Here is a 20,598-nt window from a genome sequence, read left to right on the forward strand (position 1 = left end):
CGCCCGACCCTGCGTGGGGGCCGCGTGACGGCGGGGATGAGCAGAGAATAATAGCGCGCTTCGGGGCGGGGATAAATTTTTGATGGGGAGGCCCAAAAAAGCAAAATCCCCGAAGCGGGCTTCGGGGATTGGGGCCTGATCGTCAGCGTTTCGCTTGCAGCAGCCTTACGGGCGCTTGGTAACCGCGCCGATCAGCTGGTGCTGCATGCGGTAGCTGACCTGGCGTGTGGCTTCACGACCGCGGGCGTCGATGAGACCTCCCAGTGCAGTGCGGAAACCATTCTTGCTCTCAGTCATCTTCTACTCCATGCGCCGAGGGGTCTTTTGCCCATCGGCATCGTCTATCTAGGCTATTCGCGCGCCCCTGGTTAGGGCCCTGCCGGCAAGCCAGCCATGCCGTTTCTGCAAGGCGCGGTTAACGCCCCTTCATCTTGTCGTGCTGGCGGCCATGAGCGCGCTCGAACTGGGCGACATAGCGCTCGGCCTGCCGGGTGCGGCCCTCGACCAGGGCATCGACGGCGCGCTGGAAGAAATTGCGGTTCTTGCTCATTTTTCTCTCCTTGTCTCTCCTGTGTAAGATAGGATTCGCCAGCGCGGTGACCACCGCCAAAGGATCAAGCCAGCCATGACCGGAGCGCACTCCGGCGCCAGGATATGCCGATGAACGCCTCTTCTTTCCCGCCCGCCCGGTTCCAGTCCTTCGAGGAAAAGGCCGATCCCGGCCAGGTCGCGCCCCGCCTCGTCGCGCTGCGCGCCGCGATGAAAGCGGCGAGCGTGGACGGCTTCCTCATCCCCCGGGCTGACGCGCATCGCGGCGAATCCGTGCCCGCCAGCGAGGCGCGCCTGGCCTATGTCACCGGCTTTACCGGCTCGGCCGGGCTGGCGCTGATCGGGGCGAAGAAGGCGGCTTTGTTCGTGGACAGCCGCTATACGCTGCAGGCGCCCAGCCAGACCGATATTACCAAGATCGACGTGATCGAGGTGCAGGGCGGCATCAGCCCGGACATCAGGCTCTATGTGCCCAAGGGCGGCAAGCTGGCCTATGACCCCTGGCTGCATACGCCGGGGGAAATCCGCGACCTTGCCGACAAGCTCGCCGGCCATGCCGAAATCGTGCCGCATGCCAATCTGGTCGATGCCATCTGGACCGATCGCCCTGCCCCGCCGGTCAGCCCTATCGAATTCCTGGGCCATAACCGCGCCGGCCGCACCGCCCAGGACAAAATCGGCTATCTGCACGAGGTTCTGGCCGCCGAAAAGGCCGATGCCGCCGTGCTGACCCTGCCCGAATCCATCTGCTGGCTATTCAACATGCGTGGCCGCGACGTGCCCAACACGCCTTTCGTGCTCGGCTTCGCCATCGTGCCGAAATCCGGCCTGCCCACGCTCTATCTCGATGCCGCCAAGATCACTCCGGACCTCACCAGGGCGCTGGACGGCATTGCCCGGATCGCCAAGGCCACGACGCTCACCAAGGCGCTGGAAAAGCTCGGCGCGGGTCAGAAGGCCGTCTTGGTCGATCCCCAATCGGCCCCTGCCGCCATCGCCGAAACGCTGCGCGGGGCCGGCGCCCGGCTGATCGAGAAGCGCGATCCGGTCCTGGGCCCGAAATCGCGCAAGAACGACGCCGAACTGGCCGGCATGCGCGAGGCCCACAAGCTGGATGGCGTGGCCCTGGCCAAGTTCCTCTGCTGGTTCGACGCCAAAGCACCCAAGGGCGCGCTGACCGAAATCGGCATCGTCACCGCGCTCGAGGCCTTCCGCCGCGAGGAAGAGACCTGCATCGATGCCAGCTTCGACACCATTTCCGGCGCCGGCCCCAATGGCGCCATCGTGCATTATCGCGTGACCACCAAGACCGACCGCAGGCTCAATGCCGGCGAGATCATGCTGGTCGATAGCGGCGCCCAATATCTCTCGGGCACCACCGACATCACCCGCACGCTCCATACCGGCGCGGCGACCCCCGAGCAGAAGGACCGCTATACGCGCGTGCTCAAGGGCATGATCGCCATTTCCACGGCCCGCTTTCCCAAGGGCACGACCGGCGCGCAGATCGATATCCTGGCCCGTCAGTTCCTCTGGCAGGAAGGCATCACCTATAATCACGGCACCGGGCACGGCGTCGGCGCCTTTCTGGGGGTGCATGAGGGGCCGGTGGGCATCGCGCCCCGCTATGTCCTGCCGCTGGAAGCCGGCAATGTGCTCTCCAACGAGCCCGGCTATTACAAGGCCGGGGAATATGGCATCCGCATCGAAAACCTGATCGCGGTGCGCGATGCCGAGGATTTTCCCGGCTATCTCGATTTCGAAACCCTGACCCTGGCGCCGATCGATACGCGCCTGATCGACCGCACCCTGATGACGGCGGCGGAAACGGCCTGGCTCAACGCCTTCCATGCCCGCGTCTGGAAAGAAATCGGCCCCTTGGTGAGCGGCAAGGTCAAGGACTGGCTGAAAGCGGCGACGGCCGCGATTTAGGGCGCCAATACGCAAGTAGACCTCATCCTGAGCCTGTCGAAGGGCGAGGTCGTGGTACCCAGGCTTCGGTGCGCCCGACCTCGTGGTTCGACGGGCTCACCATGAGGTCTTCGGGCGTGCGCATTTGAACGTCAAAAGTGGAATGCGCTTCGCCTCACTCCCCGCCCAGGGCCGCCGCGAAGATATCGCTCAGCCGGTAGGGATATTCGCCGCCGCTGGACACGACGTCGTCGATCTTCCAGCCATTGCCCTCATGGACCAGTTCATAGGTCAGCGCGGTGGGCCGGCCGAAATTGGTGAAGCTGACAGCCACCGATGCGGCATCGCCCGAAATTTCGGCCGCATCGATCACCAGATCCGCGAGCTGGTAATCCTGTCCGTCGACATAGGGATCGAAGCCCAGCGCGCCCATTTCGCCCAGGGGCGTATTCTCGGCATCGGCCGCATAGAGCGCGTTCAGCGCGGCGGAGCGGAAGGCGCTTTCGTCCTCGGGAAATTCATCGGTGAAATAGGGTTCGTAGAAGGCCTCGAGCAGGGCCTCGGGCGTCTCGAATGGCTGCGCGATCGCCGCGCCGGCCAAGGCGAGCAAGACGCCCGCCGCAAGGAAAATCCGTCGCATCGCCGCCCGCCCGCTCAATTGAACCAGATGGCAAAGCTCGGCCAGTTCTCGCCGAACACCGCATTGCCCGCCGCGAAACTCTCGGCATCGGCGACCGGCCCGTCACGCAGGAAGGGCAGCGCGCCCTGCCCGGTGAACAGCATGACCAGGTCGGTTTCCGTCGCCGTTTCGAAATAGGCCTTGAGATCGAAACCCTGCTGGAAGCGCCAATGGGGCAGCAGCAGCTCGCCGGCCAGGATTTCATCCACCCGATCCAGCGTCGCCATCCAGGCCTCGACGACCTCGTCGGTGACATTATGGCCGGGCACCAGGGAGGTTTGGCCGGGCGCGGGCACGAGCTCGCGATTGTCGTCGGTCTCGGCCAGGATCGCCTCCCAGTTCCGTCGCGACAATTCCGTCACCGCCTGCGCCCGCGCGAGAACGCCGCGCAGGCGCTCGGCATCCTGCACCGGGAAGCTGGCCCGATGCAGGGCCGCGATCACGTCGGCGAAGAAAGCGTCGGATTCGGCATCCATCACCAATGTGCCGCCGCGCGCATGGTCCTGCATGGGCAGGTCGGCATTGGGGAAGAAGCGATGGCCGATCGCCGCGAAAAGGTCGGAGAAATCGTGCGCCAGAAGCAGGTCTACGGGGGCGGCGGTGATCTGCGTATAGCCGGCGAACCAGAAGGCATCGGCCCGGTCAAAGCCGATATTGGTTTCCGGCGCGCTGGTCTTGTCGCCCTTGGTGCGCGGCGCGGGCAGATCGATCATGTCGCCGAGCAGGGCCGCCAGGGTCTCGCCGTCCCCGGCCGTGCCGTCGCCGTCCATATCGAGCCGCACGCGCAGGGGATCAACGAGCATGAGATAATCGCCCGCCTCCCCGGCGCGCAGGAAGCTCTGCCGGGCCTGATCCAGGCCGGCCACGAAGTCCTCGAGAATGGCGCGCAGGCCTGCATAATCGAGCGGTTCCGGATCGGGATTGGCCGGTTCGACCTCGATATCCAGGGGCAGGCCGAGGAAGAACGCGGCCCCGGCCATGTCCGGCGTGGTGGCGCCATGCCGGTACAAGGCCTGCGACAGGCCCTCGGCGGTGGTGACGAGATCGATGAGGCCCAGCCCGAAACAGGCATCGGCGGCCCCGCCATCGCATTCGGCCAGCACGGCCTCGCGGTTCTCGACGGCCGTGCCGGCATAGAGCAGGTCCGGCAATTGTTCGCCCATGGGACTCGCCAGGACCGGGCCGAACATGATCATCCCGGCCAGCGCCAAACCGCAAAATGCCCGCATATTCCCTCCGGTTCTATCGTCCGACCCGCGCGAACCACTCGTCCTCGCTGATCACCTCGACGCCATGCTCCTGCGCCGTCTTCAGCTTGGAACCCGCGCCGGGGCCGGCCACCAGGATATCGGTCTTGGCCGATACCGAGCCGGCGACCTTGGCGCCCAGCCGCTCGGCCATAGCCTTGGCTTCCGATCGTGTCATTTTTTCGAGGGAGCCGGTGAAGACCACGGTTTTCCCCGCCACCTGGCTGTCGGCGGAAATATTGATCACATAGGGCTTTGGATGCACCTGGACCAGCAGGGCCTCCAGCACGTCGTCATTGCGCTCATTGCCGAAAAAGTCGACCAGCGCCTCGACCACGGTGGAGCCGATGCCGTCAATGGAGGGGAAGGCGGCCATGGGGTCCTCGGCCGCCGCCACCTCCTTGCCCACCCGCATCAGCTCTTCCATGGTGCCGAAGGTGCGCGCCAGCGCGGCGGCCGTGGTTTCCCCGATATGGCGGATGCCCAGCGCGAAGATGAAGCGGTCCAGTTCCGGCTCGCGCCGCGCATCGATGGCGCCGAACAGCTTGTCGAGCCCTTCATAATTGCGGTCCTGGACGGCGCGGACATTCTTGCGCGTCTTGCCCGAGGCCGCCTCGCGCGCCCGCGCCTGCTCCTCGCGGCGCTCCGCAAGCGCCTCCTGCACGGCGGCACGGCGCTCCCTGAGGGTGAAGATATCGGCGGCGTTGCGCACCAGGCCCTTGGCGAAGAACAATTCGATATTCTCCGCGCCCAGCCCTTCGATATCCAGCGCCCCGCGCGAGACGAAATGCTTGAGGTTTTCCACCGCCTGGGCGGCGCAGACCAGTTCGCCGGTGCAGCGGCGGCGCGAATCCTCCTTGCCGGTCTTGGGATTGATCTCCCGCGTCGCGGGCGAGCCGCAGACCGGGCAGGTCTCGGGCATGCGATAGGGCTCCGCCCCGGCCGGGCGCTTGTCGATCAGGACATCGACGATCTGCGGAATGACGTCGCCGGCGCGCTGGATGACGACGCTGTCGCCGATGCGGATATCCTTGCCCTCGCGGATGGGCAGGCCATTGCTGTCCCTGCCGGCAATATAATCCTCGTTGTGCAGCGTCACATTGACCACGGTGACGCCGCCCACGCTGACCGGGTCGAGCCGCGCCACCGGGGCCAGCGTGCCGGTGCGTCCCACCTGGATATCGATGCCGCGCAAGGTGGTCGTCGCCCGCTCGGCGGGGAATTTATGCGCAATGGCCCAGCGCGGCTCGCCGGTGACATAGCCCCATCGCTTCTGCAATTCGATGCTGTCGACCTTGTAGACCACGCCATCGATATCGTAGCCGAGCGAAGACCGCTGCGCCTCGATGGTGCGGTAATGGGCGATCAGGTCTTCGGCCGATTTCGCCCGCACCATGAGCGGGCTGACGGCAAAACCCCATTCGGCGAATTTCTGCACCGCCTCATATTGGCTGGTGGCCGGCTCGCTGCTGGCCAGGCCCCAGGCATAGGCGAAGAACTTGAGATTGCGGCTGGCGGTGATCGTGGGGTCCTTCTGGCGCAGCGACCCGGCCGCCGTATTGCGCGGATTGACGTAATCCTGCCCGCCAATAGCGGCCGAACGCTCCTTCAGCGCCTGGAATTCGGCATAGGTCATATAGACCTCGCCGCGGATTTCGATCACCTCCGGCCAGCCGGAGCCGGCCAGCTTTTCGGGAATGTCCTTGATGGTCCGGAGGTTGGCGGTGATATCCTCACCCACGCTGCCATCGCCGCGCGTCGCCCCCTGCACGAAGACGCCGTTCTCGTAGCGCAGCGAGGCCGAAAGCCCATCGATCTTCGGCTCGGCGGTGAAGGCCAGTTCCAGCCCCTCATCGCGCTGAAAAAACCGCTGCCCGCGCTCGATGAAATCGACCACGTCCTGATCGGTATAGGCCTTGGCCAGGCTCAGCATCGGCACGCCATGGCGCACCTTGGCAAAGCCCTCGGCCGGCGCCGCGCCCACCCGGCCCGTGGGGCTGTCCGCGCGCACCAATCCGGGAAAGGCTTCCTCGATGGCGTCGTTCCGGCGCTTCAGCGCGTCATATTCGGCGTCGCTGATCTCCGGCGCGTCGTTCTGGTGATAGGCGATATCGGCCGCGGCGATGGCAGCGGCCAGGCGCTCAAGCTCCAGGCGGGCCTCATCCTCGGACAGATCGGCAACGTCTTTTTGTGGTCGGTCGGACATCGTTCACTCTCGCCCGCTACGGCATTTTGGAGGCCTCATGGTGAGCCTGTCGAACCACGAGGTCGGGAACATTGGAATCCGGGTGCCACGACCTCGTCCTTCGACAGGCTCAGAATGAGGTCTACTTAGGAGATTCCCGAAGGCCGGGGAATGTCCACCTCTATCCCACCGCGCCGAGCAATTTCTTGGCAGCAGCCCGCGCTTCGTTGGTGATTTCCGCGCCGGCCAGCATGCGGGCCACTTCCTCCTGCCGCGCCGGCCTGTCGAGCGGGCGCACATGGGTGCGCATGAAGGCCCCCTCCTCCACCATCTGCTTTTCGATGAGCAGGTGGCGCTGCGCCCGCGCCGCCACCTGCGGCGCATGGGTCACCGTCAGCACCTGTACGCCATCGGCCAGCCGCGCCAGGCGCCGCCCGATGGCGTCGGCCACCGCCCCGCCCACCCCGGTGTCGATCTCGTCGAAGATCAGCACCGGCGCCGAACCGCGGTCGGCCAGGACCACCTTGAGCGCCAGGAGGAACCGGCTCAATTCGCCGCCCGAAGCCACCTTGAGCAGCGGCCCCGCCGCCGTGCCCGGATTGGTCTGCACGTGAAAGGCGATCTGATCGAAGCCCGTCGCGGCCACGCGCGCCGTATCGGCCTGATGATCGACGATGAATTTCGCGGCGCCCAGCTTGAGATCGGGCAATTCGGCCTCGACCGCCTTGCACAGCGCCTTGCCCGTCCTGGCACGGCCGGCACTGAGCGCCTCGGCGGCTTCACGATAATGGGCCCGCGCCGCTGCCTCGGCCGCTTCCAGCGCCCGGAGCCGGCTTTCTCCGCTCTGCAGGGTCTCGAGGTCGCCCTGATATTTCGCCAGCACCTCGACCAGGCCGTCGCAGGTCGTCTGATGCTTGCGCGCCGCCGCGCGCAACGCGAACAGGCGCTCCTCCACCGCTTCCAGTTCGCCCGGATCGAAAGCCATTTCGCGCTTCAAGTCCTCGAGCGCATCATTGGTGCGGTCCAGCACTTCGAGCGAGGCATCCAGCGCCTCCACGATCGGCTGGAACAGGCTCGTGCCGCCGTCGATCTTGCGCATCAGCCGACGCATCAAGGAGGCCAGAGCCGGGGTCGGCGCATTCGGCCCATTGAGGATTTCGTCGATCTCAACCACGTCGGCCGAAGCCTTCTCGGCCTGCTGCAATTGCTGGCGCCGCTCGGCCAGTTCCTCTTCCTCGCCAATGGCGGGGGCCAGCTTGCCCAATTCCTCCACGCTGTGGCGGGCATAATCCTCGGCCGCCAGCGCCTCGGCCACCAGGCCGCGCTGCTCCTCGACGGCCTGCTGGGCCTCCACCAGGCTGGCCCAGGTCTGGCGTACGGCGGCGACCTCGGCGGTCAATTCCCCGAAAGCGTCCAGCGCCGCGCGATGGGTGGCCACATCCACCAGCGCCCTGTCGTCATGCTGGCCGTGAATCTCGATGATCTGGCTGCCCACCTTCTGCAGCAGCGAAGCCGAAACCGGCTGGTCATTGATGAAGGCGCGGGTGCGGCCATCGGCGAATTGCACGCGCCGCAGGATGACATCCTCGTCGTCGGCAATGGCATTGTCGCGCAGCAGGGCGCGGGCCGGGTGATCGGCCGCCAGCTCCAGCACCGCGACCACCTGGCCGCTCTCCTGCCCCTGGCGCACCAGCGAGGCATCGCCGCGCCCGCCCAGCGCCAGCGCCAGGGCGTCGAGCAGGATGGACTTGCCGGCGCCGGTCTCCCCGGTCAGCACCGTCATGCCGGCATCCAGGGCCAGGTCGAGCTGGTCGATGAGGACGATATTGCGGACCGACAGCGCGTTGAGCATGCGCAAGTTCCCGAAAATGGACCGATGGCCACCTATAGCATCGCCCCGCCCGGTTCACCGGCCGCAGCGCAACGCTTCCACAACAAAGGCCGCAATCATCATAGCCGAACGGAACAAAATGGCAACACGATTTGGCCGGCGCCTTATCGCATTCGCCTGTCGTCACTGCCAGGGTTGTCCCGCCGATAGTGAGATGATCCGGCACAAACAAAAAGGGCCCCGAACGGGGCCCTTTCGCATAACAAAAACTCTGGATCAGTCTGTTGAATTGAGGCCCAGCGCTTCCCTATCACCGCTGTCATCCCGGCGCAGGCCGGGATCCATCTCGCGATCTCAAGATGGACCCCGGCCTCCGCCGGGGTGACAACCGAGTGTGTGGACGGTCCAGCTCGAAGCGTAACGTTCCGAGCTAATTCCGAACGGCGGCGAGCCAGCTTCCGGAATTGAGCTGCGGGGCCAGGCCCTGCTTGCCCAGAAGCTCGAAGGCGCGCTTGTACCAATCGCTGGAGGGGTAATTGTGCCCCAGCACGGCCGCCGCCGACATGGCCTCGTTGGTCAGGCCCAGAAGCAGATAGCTTTCGGTCAGCCGGTACAGGGCTTCCTCGATATGGGTCGAGGTCTGCCAACGCTCCACCACTTCGCGGAAGCGGTTGATGGCGGCGGCATATTGGCCATTGCCCTGGTAATAGCGGCCCACCGACATTTCCTTGCCGGCCAGCTGGTCGAACGCGACCAGGAGCTTTTCCTTGGCGTCGATGGCGTGTTCGGACTTGGGATAATTGTTGATCAGCAGCTGATAGGTGTCGATGGCATCGCGCGACAATTGCTGGTCGCGGGTGATGTCCTTGATCTGGGCAAAATAGGCCGTGCCCTTGAGCCAGAGCACATAGGGAACGTCCTTGCCATTGGGATAGAGCGCCAGGAAACGGTCGGCGGCCATGATGGCTTCGTCCAGCTTGCCGCTGCGATAATGGGCAAAGACCAGCATCAGCTTGGCCTGTTCGCTCAGCGGATCGCGCGGATGCTGGCGCTCGAGCTGTTCCAGCTTCTTGATGGCGGTCTGGAAATATTGCCGGTCCATATCGTCCAGCGCGCCCTGATAGAGCGAGGCAGCAGGCACGATCGGCTCTTCGCGCACCTTGGGCGGGCTGAACATGCTGCAGCCCGCGAGAGCCACGGCCAGCAGGCCAATGGCGGCGATCCGGGCGGCCCGGCTGGAAAACTGGCTCAAGTCGACAAGTTTCACGAACTGCCCCGTTTCTGGATATTCCGCATGAAGGGCTGCGGCGTAGTTGGCAAATGGATCAAAACTGTGGCGCGGCTTTCCGGGTCTTGATCCCGGATCAGCGCACGGACCGCAGATAATGATGGACCTCCAGACCCTCCGGCTGGTCATCGAATGCCTCGAATTCCAGCGGCAGATCTTCGGCGCTCACTATCTCATAATTGGCCTCGCTCGAAAAGAGACCGGCCAGAACATGTGCATTGAGCGCGTGGCCTCCCTTATATGAGCGAAAGCGCCCCCAGATAGGCAAACCGCCCAGCGACAGGTCGCCGATGGCGTCGAGCAGCTTGTGGCGGACGAATTCGTCCTCGAAGCGCAGCCCGCCCGGATTGAGAATCCGGTCCTCGTGCACCGTGATGGAATTGTCGAGGCTGGAGCCCAGCGCATAGCCGGCCTGGCGCAGGATCTTGGCGTCGCGCACGAAGCCGAAAGTGCGGGCGCGCGCCACATCCTCGTAATAGCGGCGCGGCGTCCAGTCGAAGATCATCCGCTGCCGGCCGATCACCTTGGAATCGAAATCGATCTCCAGGTCCAGCGCGCGGCCATTATAGGGTTCGAGCGCGGCGAAGGCATCGTTATTGCGCACCGTGACCGCGCGCAGCACCTTGAGGAACTTGCGCTGCGCCGGCTGGATCTCGATGCCGCGCGACAGGATCGCCTCGGCGAAGGGAAAGGCCGAGCCGTCCATGATCGGGCATTCCGGCCCGTCGAGCGTGATCAGCGCATTGTCGATGCCCATGCCCGAAAGCGCCGACACGACATGTTCCACCGTCGCCACGCTGACGCTGTCGCCCAGGTCGAGCGTGGTGCACAGGGTGGTGCGGCTGACACGCGTGTGATGCACCGGCACCGCACTGGTCATGCGGCCATTGCCGAGATCGCGGCGGATCAGATAGCCGCTATCGGGCGCCGATGGCCCGATAGTCAGCGTCACCGGCTGCGCGCCATGGACGCCATAACCGGCAAAACTTATCTCACCGGCGAGCGTGCGCTGGCGCGTCGAAAGCCTGTTCATGGGATGATTTACTCCGCGATAACGTCGCTCACCGAACTGTTAGCCAAAAAAAACTCGGTGCGGAAGCCGCACCGAGTGAGCATTTGGTAAAAGATTGCCAGCGGTTCAACCGTGCTTGCGCAGGAAAGCCGGAATTTCCAGGTGCTCCTTGGGCGCCGCAGCGGCCGGAGCACGACCCTGGCTGTCGAGCGTACCGCGAGCACCTTCGCTGGCCGGGGGCACCCGCGAAGCCCTTGCACCACCGGCCTCGATGGCGCTGCGGGCGGCCGCGTCGTCGGCCATGGACGGCTGCGGCTCGCTGCGGGCCGGAGCCTGGGGCTGGCTGAGATTGAGCCCGACATTGGAGGCCAGGCGCTTGAACAGGGCGCGGGCATTGCGCGGCTCGGCATCCTGCCGTTCCTGCGCGGCCTGTGTCCGACGCGCAACAGCGGGCAATTCCTCGGTGCGCGGCATGCGGCGCTGCCCATCGGGGCGAGCGGCATGGGACGGCACATAGACGCTGGGGATCGGCTGTTCCTGCACCATCGGCGCATCTTCCGGCTCGGCGATGGCTTCGGCGGCCGGCATATAGGGCTCGACCAGGATGCCGTCGTCTTCCTGCGCATAGCCGTGATGGTCCGGCTGCTGGGTGGCGAAAGCCTCGGCCACGGCGGCCTCGACCTGATGGCCGATATCCTCGACCTCTTCCATGGCCGGCTGGGGCGCCTGCGGCACCACCGAGCGCTCGGCCGGCACATGGCGCTTCACCGAAAGCGGCGTGCGCGAGGCATTCGGCTTCGGCGGCTCCAAGGCCTGCACCATGGTGGCGTCGGTGCCGGTGGCGACCACCGAGACACGGATCGTGCCATTGAGGTTCGGATCGTAGGTCGCGCCCAGAATGATATTGGCGTCGGTATCGACTTCCTCACGAATGCGGCTGGCCGCTTCGTCCACCTCGTACAGCGTCAGGTCCGGACCGCCGGTGATGGAGATCAAGAGGCCCCGCGCGCCATGCATGGAGACGTCGTCCAGGAGCGGATTGGCGATGGCCGCCTCGGCGGCATGGCGGGCGCGATCCTCGCCCGAAGCCTCGCCCGTGCCCATCATCGCCTTGCCCATGCCGCGCATCACGGCGCGCACGTCGGCGAAGTCGAGGTTGATCAGGCCTTCCTTGACCATGAGATCGGTAATGCAGGCCACGCCCGAGAACAGCACCTGGTCGGCCATGGCGAAGGCATCGGCGAAGGTGGTCTTTTCGTTGGCGACGCGGAACAGGTTCTGGTTGGGGATGACGATCAGCGTATCGACATGGCGATGCAGCTCGTCGATACCGTCCTCGGCCAGCCGCGCCCGGCGATTGCCCTCGAAATTGAACGGCTTGGTCACCACGCCAACCGTCAGGATGCCCTGCTCGCGCGCCGCGCGCGCCACCACGGGCGCCGCGCCGGTGCCGGTGCCGCCACCCATGCCCGCGGTGATGAACACCATGTGCGAGCCGGAGAGATGGTCGTTGATCTCGTCCCAGCTTTCCTCGGCGGCCGCACGGCCGACTTCCGGATGCGAGCCGGCGCCAAGCCCTTCGGTGACGCCCACGCCCAGTTGGATGATCCGCTGCGCCTTGCTGAGCGCCAGCGCCTGCGCATCGGTATTGGCAACGACGAAATCGACCCCGTCCAGGCCGGATTCGATCATGTTGTTGACGGCGTTGCCGCCGGCGCCACCTGTGCCGAACACGGTGATGCGGGGCTTGAGTTCTTGAATATCCGGGATCGTGAGATTGATGGTCATTACTGGCCCCATAGTGGCGTGGTTGGTTAAGATTTACCCGCCCATTCGTTAACTCCACCCTAACAAGTGCGCCCTTCCCGTTAACTTCCGCGCAAATTGCGACACTGCGCGCCGCCCCATTCACCGCCCATTAACCACGCCGAAAGCCCGGATTGCCGGGCTTGACAGGTTATTTTTCTGTATATACCTATACGGTAATATAGCCTTTTGGTTATATCAAATGTGAACGGAGAAGTTTCCATGACCAGCATCATGCCTTGCCTGTGGTTCGACAACCGCATCGACGACGCCATCGAATTTTACACCACCACCTTCAAGGACGCGAAAGTGCACGAGCGGGTGCGCCAGGCGCCGGACGCCCCGACCTTCACTGCGGTGCTCGAATTGCAGGGGCAGAAATTCCTGCTCCTCAATGGCGGCCCGCAATATCGCTTCAACGAGGCGGTGAGCTTCGTCATCGAGACCGATGGCCAGGAAGAAACCGACTATTTCTGGAACCGCCTTACCAGCGATGGCGGCGAGGAAAGCATGTGCTCCTGGTGCAAGGACAGGTTCGGCCTGTCCTGGCAGGTAACCCCCAAACAGCTCACCGCCGCCATTGCCGGTCCCGACCGCGACGGCGCCAACCGCGCGATGCAGGCCATGCTGCAGATGAAGAAGATCGACGTGGCCGCGATCGAACGGGCCTATGCGGGGGTGTGAAGCTGGATCGTTCGGCAAATGCGATGTGGCACCCTCCCCCTTGCGGGGAGGGTTGGGGTGGGGGGATGGGCGGCATGGGGCCTGATTTCTAACGCCTGTGCGTGGGAGCACCCCCTCCTAGCTTCGCTAGGCCTTCGGCCAAGCTGCGCTACCTCCCCCATCAAGGGGGAGGTGGGAGTTCCGCGTTTACCTCACTCACTGCGCGTCACCTTCGGGCTCGACCCGGGGGCGTTTGCCACGCACCCAAAACCAAAGAACCCTCGGGTCAAGCCCGAGGGTGACGAGCGGTGGGTCGAAACGCCTAAAAGCTGCTGCGCAGCCAGCTGCCGACCCGGGCCAGGTAGCCGTCGGTGCCGGTCAGCCTCGCCCTGCCGCGCGGCTCGGTATATTCCTGGGCGCAGACCTGCGGATAGACGAGCATGCCCGCCATGGTGGCGAAGGCCGCGCCCTTGGCGATATCGGGCAGGCCGGCAATGCCCATGGGCCGGCCATTGCGCACATTGCGCGCCAGCGTCCGGCGCGCCACTTCCGGCAATCCGGTCATTTCGCTGGCGCCGCCGGTCAGCACGAACCGCCGGCCGCACACATCCATCATGCCGGTGGCCTGCATGCGGTCGCGGATGGCGGTGAGGATTTCCTCGATGCGCGGGCGCATGATCCGGGTCAGCACGGCGCGCGGAATCTGACCCGGCGCTTCGTCATGGCTGGCACCGACTGGCTGGATGGCGATCATTTCACGCTCGTCAGCCTGCCCCGGCAGAACCGAGCCATGCAGGGTCTTCAGCCGCTCGGCATCGGCCACGCTGACCGAGAGCTGCCGCGCGATATCGAGCGTCAGATGGTGCCCGCCGATGGCGATGGCATCGGCATAGACCATGTGTCCGTCATTGAAGACGGAAACGGTGGTGGTCGCGCCGCCGAAGTCGATGCAGGCCACGCCCAATTGCGCTTCGTCGTCCACCAGCGTGGCAAGGCCCGATGCATAGGGCGTCGCCACCAATGCCTCGATCTGCAGGTGGCAGCGATGCAGCACCAGTTCGAGATTGCGCATGGCCAGGGTTTCCGCGCTGACCACGGCGACATCGACGCCGAGCTTCTCGCCCACCATGCCATTGGGGTCGCGGATGCCCTTGTGCCCGTCCAAGGCGTAACCGATCGGTAACGCATGGATGATGGAGCGTTCCGGGCGCACCGAGCGGGAATTGACCGCCTTCAGCACGCGCACGATGTCGGATTTCTCCACTTCCTGCCCGTCCAGGGAGACGGCGGCGGAGAAGGTTTCGGAACCCAGCCGTCCGGCGGTGACGTTGACCAGCACGCTTTCCAGCGTCAGCCCGGCGGCCCGCTCGGCCATGCCCACCACATTGCGGATGGCATGCTCGGCCCTCTCGATATCCACCACCACGCCGCTCTTGACCCCCGTGGAGGGGCCATAGCCGAAACCGATCACCTCGGCCTGGTGCGAGCGGCCCCTGAGGGACTTACCCTCGGGGCGCGGCGTCAGCCGGGCGATGACGCAGCAGATCTTGGTCGACCCGATATCGAGCACCGCAACCAGCGTCGTCTTGCCGGGCTGAACCGGCCGCAGCCGGGAGGTCATCGCATCGGTGATCATGATTTGTCGGAATCTTCGGTCTTGTTGGGGCGGATGGCGACGATATTGTCGATGCGCAGATCGATGATGGAAACGTCGCGATCGAGAAGCTGATATTCGTCCTGATAGGAAACGAGGCGCCGCAGCGCCTGGGCCACGCCCTGCTCCGGCAATTGCACCCGCAGGCCGGTATCGTAGAGCATGTCCCAGCGGCGGTCGGCGATGCGCGACAGCGCGATCAGCCCCTCTTGCAGGCGCGGCACATTTTCGAGCGCCCGGATCATCACCAGCGCATCGTCGGCCGCGCCATCGCCGATCACCAGCGGCAGGTCGCCATAAGTGCCGCGATCTTCCCCGATCTGTTCGCCACGGCCATCGATGAGGAAGGTCACCCCATCCACCCGCCAGCGGGCCACCGGTATCTTTTCGATGATGACCACATCGACGTCACCCGGATAGGTCTTGCGCACGGTCACGCTGTGGACCGCCGGCAATTCGGCGATGCGCTGGCGCGCCTCTTCCACGTCGAAGCCCAGTGTCGAGGTATGGGGCGCGATGCCGAGCGCATCGAAAATGGCCTGCTCGGAGGTCAGGCGCTGGCCCGAAATCGAGATTTCGCCGATGGCGAGGCCCGCCTGGGCGAAATTACCCTGGGCGACCTCCCCCAGCGTGGCGGCCAGCATGCCGATGGGCTCGCGGACCTGGTAGAGGCCCAAGGCCACGGCGCAGACGGCCATGGCCGTCATGGTCCGCCGGATGATGCGGCCATGCAGCACGAAGGCGCGATTGACCCTGTTGGCGAGGCGCTGGCGTGGCGAGCGGACAGGAACAGGCAATGTGCGCGGATGAACCATCTGCGCACCGGCGAGAAAGGACTCGCTCTTTACCTGTTGCAACTCGCGTCCTCCACCATCCAGGAGACCAGATCTTCAAAACTGTGCCCCACCTGCGCCGCCTGCTCGGGCACCAGCGAAGTGGGCGTCATGCCGGGCTGGGTATTGATCTCCAGGCAGACCAGTTCGCCATCCTCGCCGGCCGCGTCGTTGAAGCGGAAGTCCGTCCGCGTCACGCCGCGGCAGCCGAGCGCTGCATGGGCAGCAAGGCTAAGCTTTTGCACTTTGTCGTAAATTTTAGGTTTAACATCGGCCGGCAGGATATGGCGCGATCCGCCCTGGGCATATTTGGCTTCGTAATTGTAGAAGCTGAGATCAGTGACGATCTCGGTCACCGGCAGGGCCACGTCACCCATTACCGCGCAGGTCAGCTCGCGCCCGGGAATATAGCGCTCCACCATCAGGTCTTCGCCGCCATTCCATTCTTCGCCCAGGATTTCCTGGGGCGGATGGGACTGGCCCGCCTTGACGATGATGACGCCGAAACTGGAGCCGTCGGCGATCGGCTTGACCACATAGGGCGGCGGCATGACATGGCCGCGGCCCACTTCGGCGCGATTGGCCACGACATGGTCGGTCACCGGAATGCCGGCCGCCTTCATCATGATCTTGGCCTGGTGCTTGTCCATCGCCAGGGCGGAGGCCAGCACGCCCGAATGGGTATAGGGAATGCGCAGGAATTCCAGCACGCCCTGAATGGTGCCATCCTCGCCGAACCGGCCATGCAGGGCATTGAAGGCCACATCGGGGGCCAGGTCGCGCAATCGCTCGGCCACGTCATAGCCGACATCGAGTTCGGTGACGCGATAGCCCGCCCGGCGCAGCGCCTCGGCGCAACCCTTGCCGGTGCTCAGGGATACGGGGCGCTCATTGGAGAGCCCGCCCATCAGGACGGCGACGTGTTTGGTCATGGATTGGTCCTGTCGAGAGTTTCGAGCACGAGGAACACCCCCTCACCCGTCTCGGCCTGCGGCCGATCCACCCTCTCCCCGAGGGGGAGAGGAATAAGAGGCATCGTACGAAAACGGATGCCGGAGCAATTCTTCTCCCCCTCGGGGAGAAGGTGGCGCGTAGCGCCGGATGAGGGGGATGCCGCAACTTGCACCGTCACTTTGCCTCCGCCCCGATCAACTCGCCCAGCTCACCCGGCAGCGCCGCCGCCCATTGGGTGATGTTGCCGGCGCCGAGGCAGACCACGTAATCGCCGTCCTCGACCCGGCTTGCCAGGAGCGGCGCCAGGGCTTCCGGGCGGTCGATCACCCGCGCATCGCGATGGCCGCGCGCCATGATGCGGTGCACCAGTTCCTCATGCGTGACGCCGGGGATCGGCTGTTCGCCTGCCGCATAGATGGGCGCCACGATCACCGTATCGGCGTCGTTGAAGCAGGCGGCGAAATCGTCGAACAAATCCTTGACGCGGCTATAGCGGTGCGGCTGCACCACGGCCACGACATCACGCCGCGCCGATTGCCGCGCCGCCTTGAGCACGGCCGCGATTTCCACGGGATGGTGGCCGTAATCGTCGATCACCGTCACCCCGCCGACCTCGCCGGTCTTGGTGAAGCGCCGCTTGACCCCGGTGAAACCCTTGAGGCCGCGCCGGATGGCCTCGGCCGGCACATGCAATTGGTCGGCCACGGCGATGGCCGCGGTAGCGTTGAGCGCGTTGTGGATGCCGGGCATGGGCAATTCCAGCCCATCGATGCGCAATTGCGTCTGCCGGATGCGGTCGCGGATTTCCACCGAGAAATGCTGCACCCCGTCCCGGTTCTCGAGGTCGATCAGGCGCACATCGGCCTGCGGGTTCTGCCCATAGGTGATGACGCGGCGGTCTCGGATATCGCCGACCAGCGACTGCACTTCGGGATGGTCGAGGCACATGACCGCGAAGCCATAGAACGGCACGTTCTCGACGAATTGGTGGAAGGCCTTCCGCACCCCGTCGAAATCGCCGTAATGGTCGAGATGTTCGGGATCGATATTGGTCACCACCGCCACGTCGGCCGGCAGCTTGATGAAGGTGCCGTCGCTTTCATCGGCCTCAACCACCATCCATTCGCCGGCGCCCAGCCGGGCATTGGTGCCATAGGCATTGATGATGCCACCATTGATGACGGTGGGATCGAGATTGCCGGCATCGAGCAGCGTAGCCACCAGCGTGGTCGTCGTGGTCTTGCCATGGGTGCCGCCGATGGCGATGGCGGTCTTGAAGCGCATGATCTCGGCCAGCATCTCGGCGCGCCGTACGATGGGCAGCGCCTTGGCGCGGGCGGCAACGAGCTCGGGGTTGTCCTTGCGGATGGCCGAGGACACCACCACGACCTCGGCCTTGCCCAGATTGTCACCGCTCTGGCCGATCTCGACCTTGATCCCCATGTCCAGGAGGCGCTGCACATTGGGATTGAGCGCCGCGTCAGAGCCCTGAACCACATAGCCCTGGTTGTGCAGGATCTCGGCGATGCCGCTCATGCCGATACCGCCGATGCCGATGAAATGGACCGGCCCGATATTGCGCGGCATCTTCATGGTGTGGGTCCTTCTTCCATCTGGACATGCTTGCCGGCCAGCGCCTCGGCGAGGCCGGCGAGTTTTTCGACCGCGTCCGGGCGGCCCAGCGCGCGCGCCGCCTCGGCGGCCCGCTGCAGGGCTGGCGGATCGGTCAACAGGTCGTGAAGCCGAGTGGCAAGCGATTGCGGTGAAAGCGTGGCCTGCTCGGCCACCCAGCCGCCGCCACCCTGCTCGAGGAACAGTGCATTGTGCTTCTGGTCCGCATCGAGCGATCCCGGCAGGGGCACGAGAATGGCCGGCCGGCCCAGAACGGCGAGCTCTGTAATGGTCGACGCCCCGGCCCGGCAGATGACCAGATGGGCATCGGCGATGCGTTCGGGCAGATCGGGGATGAAGCTGGCGATCTCCACGCTGGTCCGCGAGCGGCGGTAATTGTCGGTGACCCGCTCGACATCTTCCGGCCGCGCCTGCTGCACGATTTGCAGCCGGTTGCGCAATTCGGGCGGCAGGAGCGCGATGGCTTCGGGAACCATGTCCGAAAGCACCCGCGCGCCCTGGCTGCCCCCGGTCACCACCAGCCGGATGGGGCCGTGCCCGTCCAGGGCTGGATAGGGCTTGCCGATCAGGGCGCGCACCCGGTCGCGGACCGGATTGCCGGTCAAGACCTTGTCCAGCCCGTGCCTGTCGGCGAATTTGGTTTGCGGGAAACTCATCGCCAGCATGTCGGCAAAGCGCGCCAGCGCCCTGTTGGCCCGGCCCATCACCGCGTTCTGCTCATGCAGAATGCCCGGAATGCCCAGCACATTGGCCGCGATGAAGGGCGGAAAAGTGGGATAGCCGCCAAAGCCGATCACGGCGTCGGGGCGCAGCTTGCGCAGCTTGCCATGCGCCACGGCCATGCCGCGCAGGATGGTCATCGCCGCAGCGGCCAGTTTCAGCGGATTGCCGCCCGATGGCGTGGCCGCCGGCACGATATGGATCTGCCGGGCCGGGAAATCGGCGCCGTAGCTTTCCACGCGATGGTCGGTCATCAGTTCGACGGCATGGCCGCGGCGGATGAGTTCCTGGGCCAGCGCCATGGCCGGGAAGAGATGGCCGCCCGTGCCACCTGCCATAAGGACAAATGTTTTCATTCGGCGGGGGCTACCACGGCGCTGCGGTAAGAGGGAAGCCCGGTGGCCATGCGCTCTTCCGGCTTGGTGCGGGTCAGGGCCAGCATCAGCCCCATGCCGAAGGCGACGGCCAGCATCGAGGTGCCGCCATAGGAGACGAAGGGCAGGGTCATGCCCTTGGGCGGGATGAGGTTGAGGTTCACGGCCAGGTTGATGCCCGATTGCATGGCGAACTGCACCGCAATGGTGGAGGCGGCCAGCCGCGCGAACAGGCTCGTCTGCCGCTGCGCCGCAATCATGGCGCGAATGACGATGAACCCGATCAACCCCACCAGCCCCATGCAGAACAGGATGCCGAACTCGCCCGCCGCCGCCGAGAACACATAATCGGCATGGGCGTCGGGGATCAGCTTCTTGGCCATGGATTCACCCGGGCCCCGGCCGAACCAGCCTCCCTCCATCAGCGATTGCAGCGCGCGGTCGATCTGGTAGGTGTTGCCGCCGCCTTCGGGATTGAGGAAGGTATCGATGCGGCGGGCGAAGTGTGGAAAGAACACATAGGCGCCGACCAGCAGCGCCCCGCCGGCCCCGGCCAAGCCGAAGATGATCCACCAGGAAATGCCCGAGAAGAACAGCAGCACCGCCCAGGTCGCCAGGACCAGCGCGGTCTGGCCGATGTCCGGCTGAAGCAGCAACGCTCCCACGATGGCGCCCATGATCAGGGTCGCGATCAGGCGTCCGGGCACGTTGCGGTGGATCATATATTCGGAGAACAGCCAGGCCCCGATGACCGCGAAGGCCGGCTTGACGAATTCCGACGGCTGCAGGGACTGTCCGGCAATGGATAGCCAGCGCCGCGCGCCCTTGACCTCGGTGCCGAAGCGCAGCGTCGCCCAGAGCATGAGCACCATGACGATCAGCACGCCCAGGGCCGCGAGCCGGGCCTGGCGCTGGCTGAGCAGCGAGGTGACCATCATTACCGGCACGGCTAGGACCGCGAACAGGGCGTGGCGGATGACGAAATGCCATTCGTCGAGGCCGATGCGTTCGGCCACGGCGGGGCTGGCGCCGAAGCTGAGCACCACGCCCACGGCCAGAAGCATGATCAATGCCCCCAGCAATTCCTTGTCAATCGACCACCACCATTCGGCAAGCGGGGTCTTTTCGGCGCGGGAGAACATCATCGGGGCAGCCCGGTACTCGATACAAACTGCCTATAATTGTAGACAGCTTTGGTTACCGATTTGCCAAGGCTTTCGCGTTTTGCGAGTCAAAAGATGAAGAAATTCCGGCCCGCGT

Annotated in this window: 17 protein-coding genes; 2 read left to right on the forward strand and 15 right to left on the reverse strand. The window is 65.1% G+C overall.

The genetic code is table 11. The features are described 5' to 3' along the window. Positions 1-165: 165 nt before the first annotated feature. Positions 166-297, reverse strand: a complete 132-nt coding sequence (locus A3840_RS20105; protein ID WP_281180537.1) for a hypothetical protein — start codon at positions 295-297, stop codon at positions 166-168. Positions 298-415: 118 nt separating this feature from the next. After that, a complete protein-coding gene (locus A3840_RS20110) occupies positions 416-550 on the reverse strand; it encodes a hypothetical protein (protein ID WP_281180538.1) in 135 nt (44 codons plus the stop codon). Positions 551-660: 110 nt separating this feature from the next. Between A3840_RS20110 and A3840_RS03610 the strand changes: the two genes are divergently transcribed. Beyond that, positions 661-2,481 (forward strand): aminopeptidase P family protein, encoded by a 1,821-nt coding sequence (locus A3840_RS03610; protein ID WP_067452017.1) that lies wholly within the window; start codon positions 661-663, stop codon positions 2,479-2,481. A 154-nt stretch (positions 2,482-2,635) separates the two neighbouring features. Here A3840_RS03610 and A3840_RS03615 read toward each other — a convergent pair whose 3' ends face one another. The 7 genes from A3840_RS03615 to ftsZ all read right to left on the reverse strand — a co-directional run bounded on the left by A3840_RS03615 (position 2,636) and on the right by ftsZ (position 12,490). After that, the gene (locus tag A3840_RS03615; protein WP_067452020.1) at positions 2,636-3,100 is read right to left on the reverse strand and encodes a DUF3828 domain-containing protein; all 465 of its coding nucleotides are present in this window, start codon (positions 3,098-3,100) and stop codon (positions 2,636-2,638) included. A gap of 14 nt (positions 3,101-3,114) precedes the next feature. Further along, on the reverse strand, positions 3,115-4,368 hold the full coding sequence (locus A3840_RS03620; protein WP_131798237.1) for a hypothetical protein: 1,254 nt from the start codon (positions 4,366-4,368) through the stop codon (positions 3,115-3,117). Between the two features lie 13 nt (positions 4,369-4,381). Further along, positions 4,382-6,592 carry an NAD-dependent DNA ligase LigA gene (ligA, locus tag A3840_RS03625; protein WP_067452026.1) on the reverse strand — a complete coding sequence of 737 codons (2,211 nt, stop codon included), beginning with the start codon at positions 6,590-6,592 and terminating at the stop codon, positions 4,382-4,384. A gap of 160 nt (positions 6,593-6,752) precedes the next feature. Continuing rightward, a complete protein-coding gene (recN, locus tag A3840_RS03630; protein WP_067452027.1) occupies positions 6,753-8,423 on the reverse strand; it encodes a DNA repair protein RecN in 1,671 nt (556 codons plus the stop codon). Positions 8,424-8,832: 409 nt separating this feature from the next. Continuing rightward, complete coding sequence (locus A3840_RS03635; RefSeq protein ID WP_165603116.1) at positions 8,833-9,669, reverse strand: outer membrane protein assembly factor BamD; 837 nt, start codon at positions 9,667-9,669, stop codon at positions 8,833-8,835. A gap of 97 nt (positions 9,670-9,766) precedes the next feature. Further along, positions 9,767-10,723 (reverse strand): UDP-3-O-acyl-N-acetylglucosamine deacetylase, encoded by a 957-nt coding sequence (gene lpxC / locus A3840_RS03640; RefSeq protein ID WP_067452028.1) that lies wholly within the window; start codon positions 10,721-10,723, stop codon positions 9,767-9,769. Positions 10,724-10,828: 105 nt separating this feature from the next. Next, complete coding sequence (ftsZ, locus tag A3840_RS03645) at positions 10,829-12,490, reverse strand: cell division protein FtsZ (protein ID WP_067452034.1); 1,662 nt, start codon at positions 12,488-12,490, stop codon at positions 10,829-10,831. Positions 12,491-12,730: 240 nt separating this feature from the next. On the opposite strand from ftsZ, the gene A3840_RS03650 reads away from it, so the two are divergent. Further along, on the forward strand, positions 12,731-13,192 hold the full coding sequence (locus A3840_RS03650; protein WP_067452037.1) for a VOC family protein: 462 nt from the start codon (positions 12,731-12,733) through the stop codon (positions 13,190-13,192). 301 nt (positions 13,193-13,493) lie between these two features. Here A3840_RS03650 and ftsA read toward each other — a convergent pair whose 3' ends face one another. The 6 genes from ftsA to A3840_RS03680 all read right to left on the reverse strand — a co-directional run bounded on the left by ftsA (position 13,494) and on the right by A3840_RS03680 (position 20,483). After that, entirely contained in the window at positions 13,494-14,807 is a 1,314-nt protein-coding gene (ftsA, locus tag A3840_RS03655; protein WP_082903626.1) for a cell division protein FtsA, read from the reverse strand. After that, a complete protein-coding gene (locus tag A3840_RS03660; protein ID WP_131798238.1) occupies positions 14,804-15,682 on the reverse strand; it encodes a cell division protein FtsQ/DivIB in 879 nt (292 codons plus the stop codon). The genes ftsA and A3840_RS03660 overlap by 4 nt, the downstream gene beginning before the upstream one ends. Beyond that, positions 15,670-16,590 (reverse strand): D-alanine--D-alanine ligase, encoded by a 921-nt coding sequence (locus A3840_RS03665; RefSeq protein ID WP_067452043.1) that lies wholly within the window; start codon positions 16,588-16,590, stop codon positions 15,670-15,672. Before A3840_RS03665 ends, A3840_RS03660 begins: the two co-directional genes overlap by 13 nt. A 196-nt stretch (positions 16,591-16,786) precedes the next feature. Next, on the reverse strand, positions 16,787-18,205 hold the full coding sequence (gene murC, locus A3840_RS03670; protein ID WP_067452049.1) for a UDP-N-acetylmuramate--L-alanine ligase: 1,419 nt from the start codon (positions 18,203-18,205) through the stop codon (positions 16,787-16,789). Next, the gene (gene murG / locus A3840_RS03675; RefSeq protein WP_067452054.1) at positions 18,202-19,320 is read right to left on the reverse strand and encodes an undecaprenyldiphospho-muramoylpentapeptide beta-N-acetylglucosaminyltransferase; all 1,119 of its coding nucleotides are present in this window, start codon (positions 19,318-19,320) and stop codon (positions 18,202-18,204) included. Before murG ends, murC begins: the two co-directional genes overlap by 4 nt. Further along, on the reverse strand, positions 19,317-20,483 hold the full coding sequence (locus tag A3840_RS03680) for an FtsW/RodA/SpoVE family cell cycle protein (RefSeq protein ID WP_342669884.1): 1,167 nt from the start codon (positions 20,481-20,483) through the stop codon (positions 19,317-19,319). Before A3840_RS03680 ends, murG begins: the two co-directional genes overlap by 4 nt. Positions 20,484-20,598: the final 115 nt, after the last annotated feature.

Source organism: Devosia elaeis (assembly GCF_001650025.1).
Lineage (GTDB): Bacteria > Pseudomonadota > Alphaproteobacteria > Rhizobiales > Devosiaceae > Devosia > Devosia elaeis.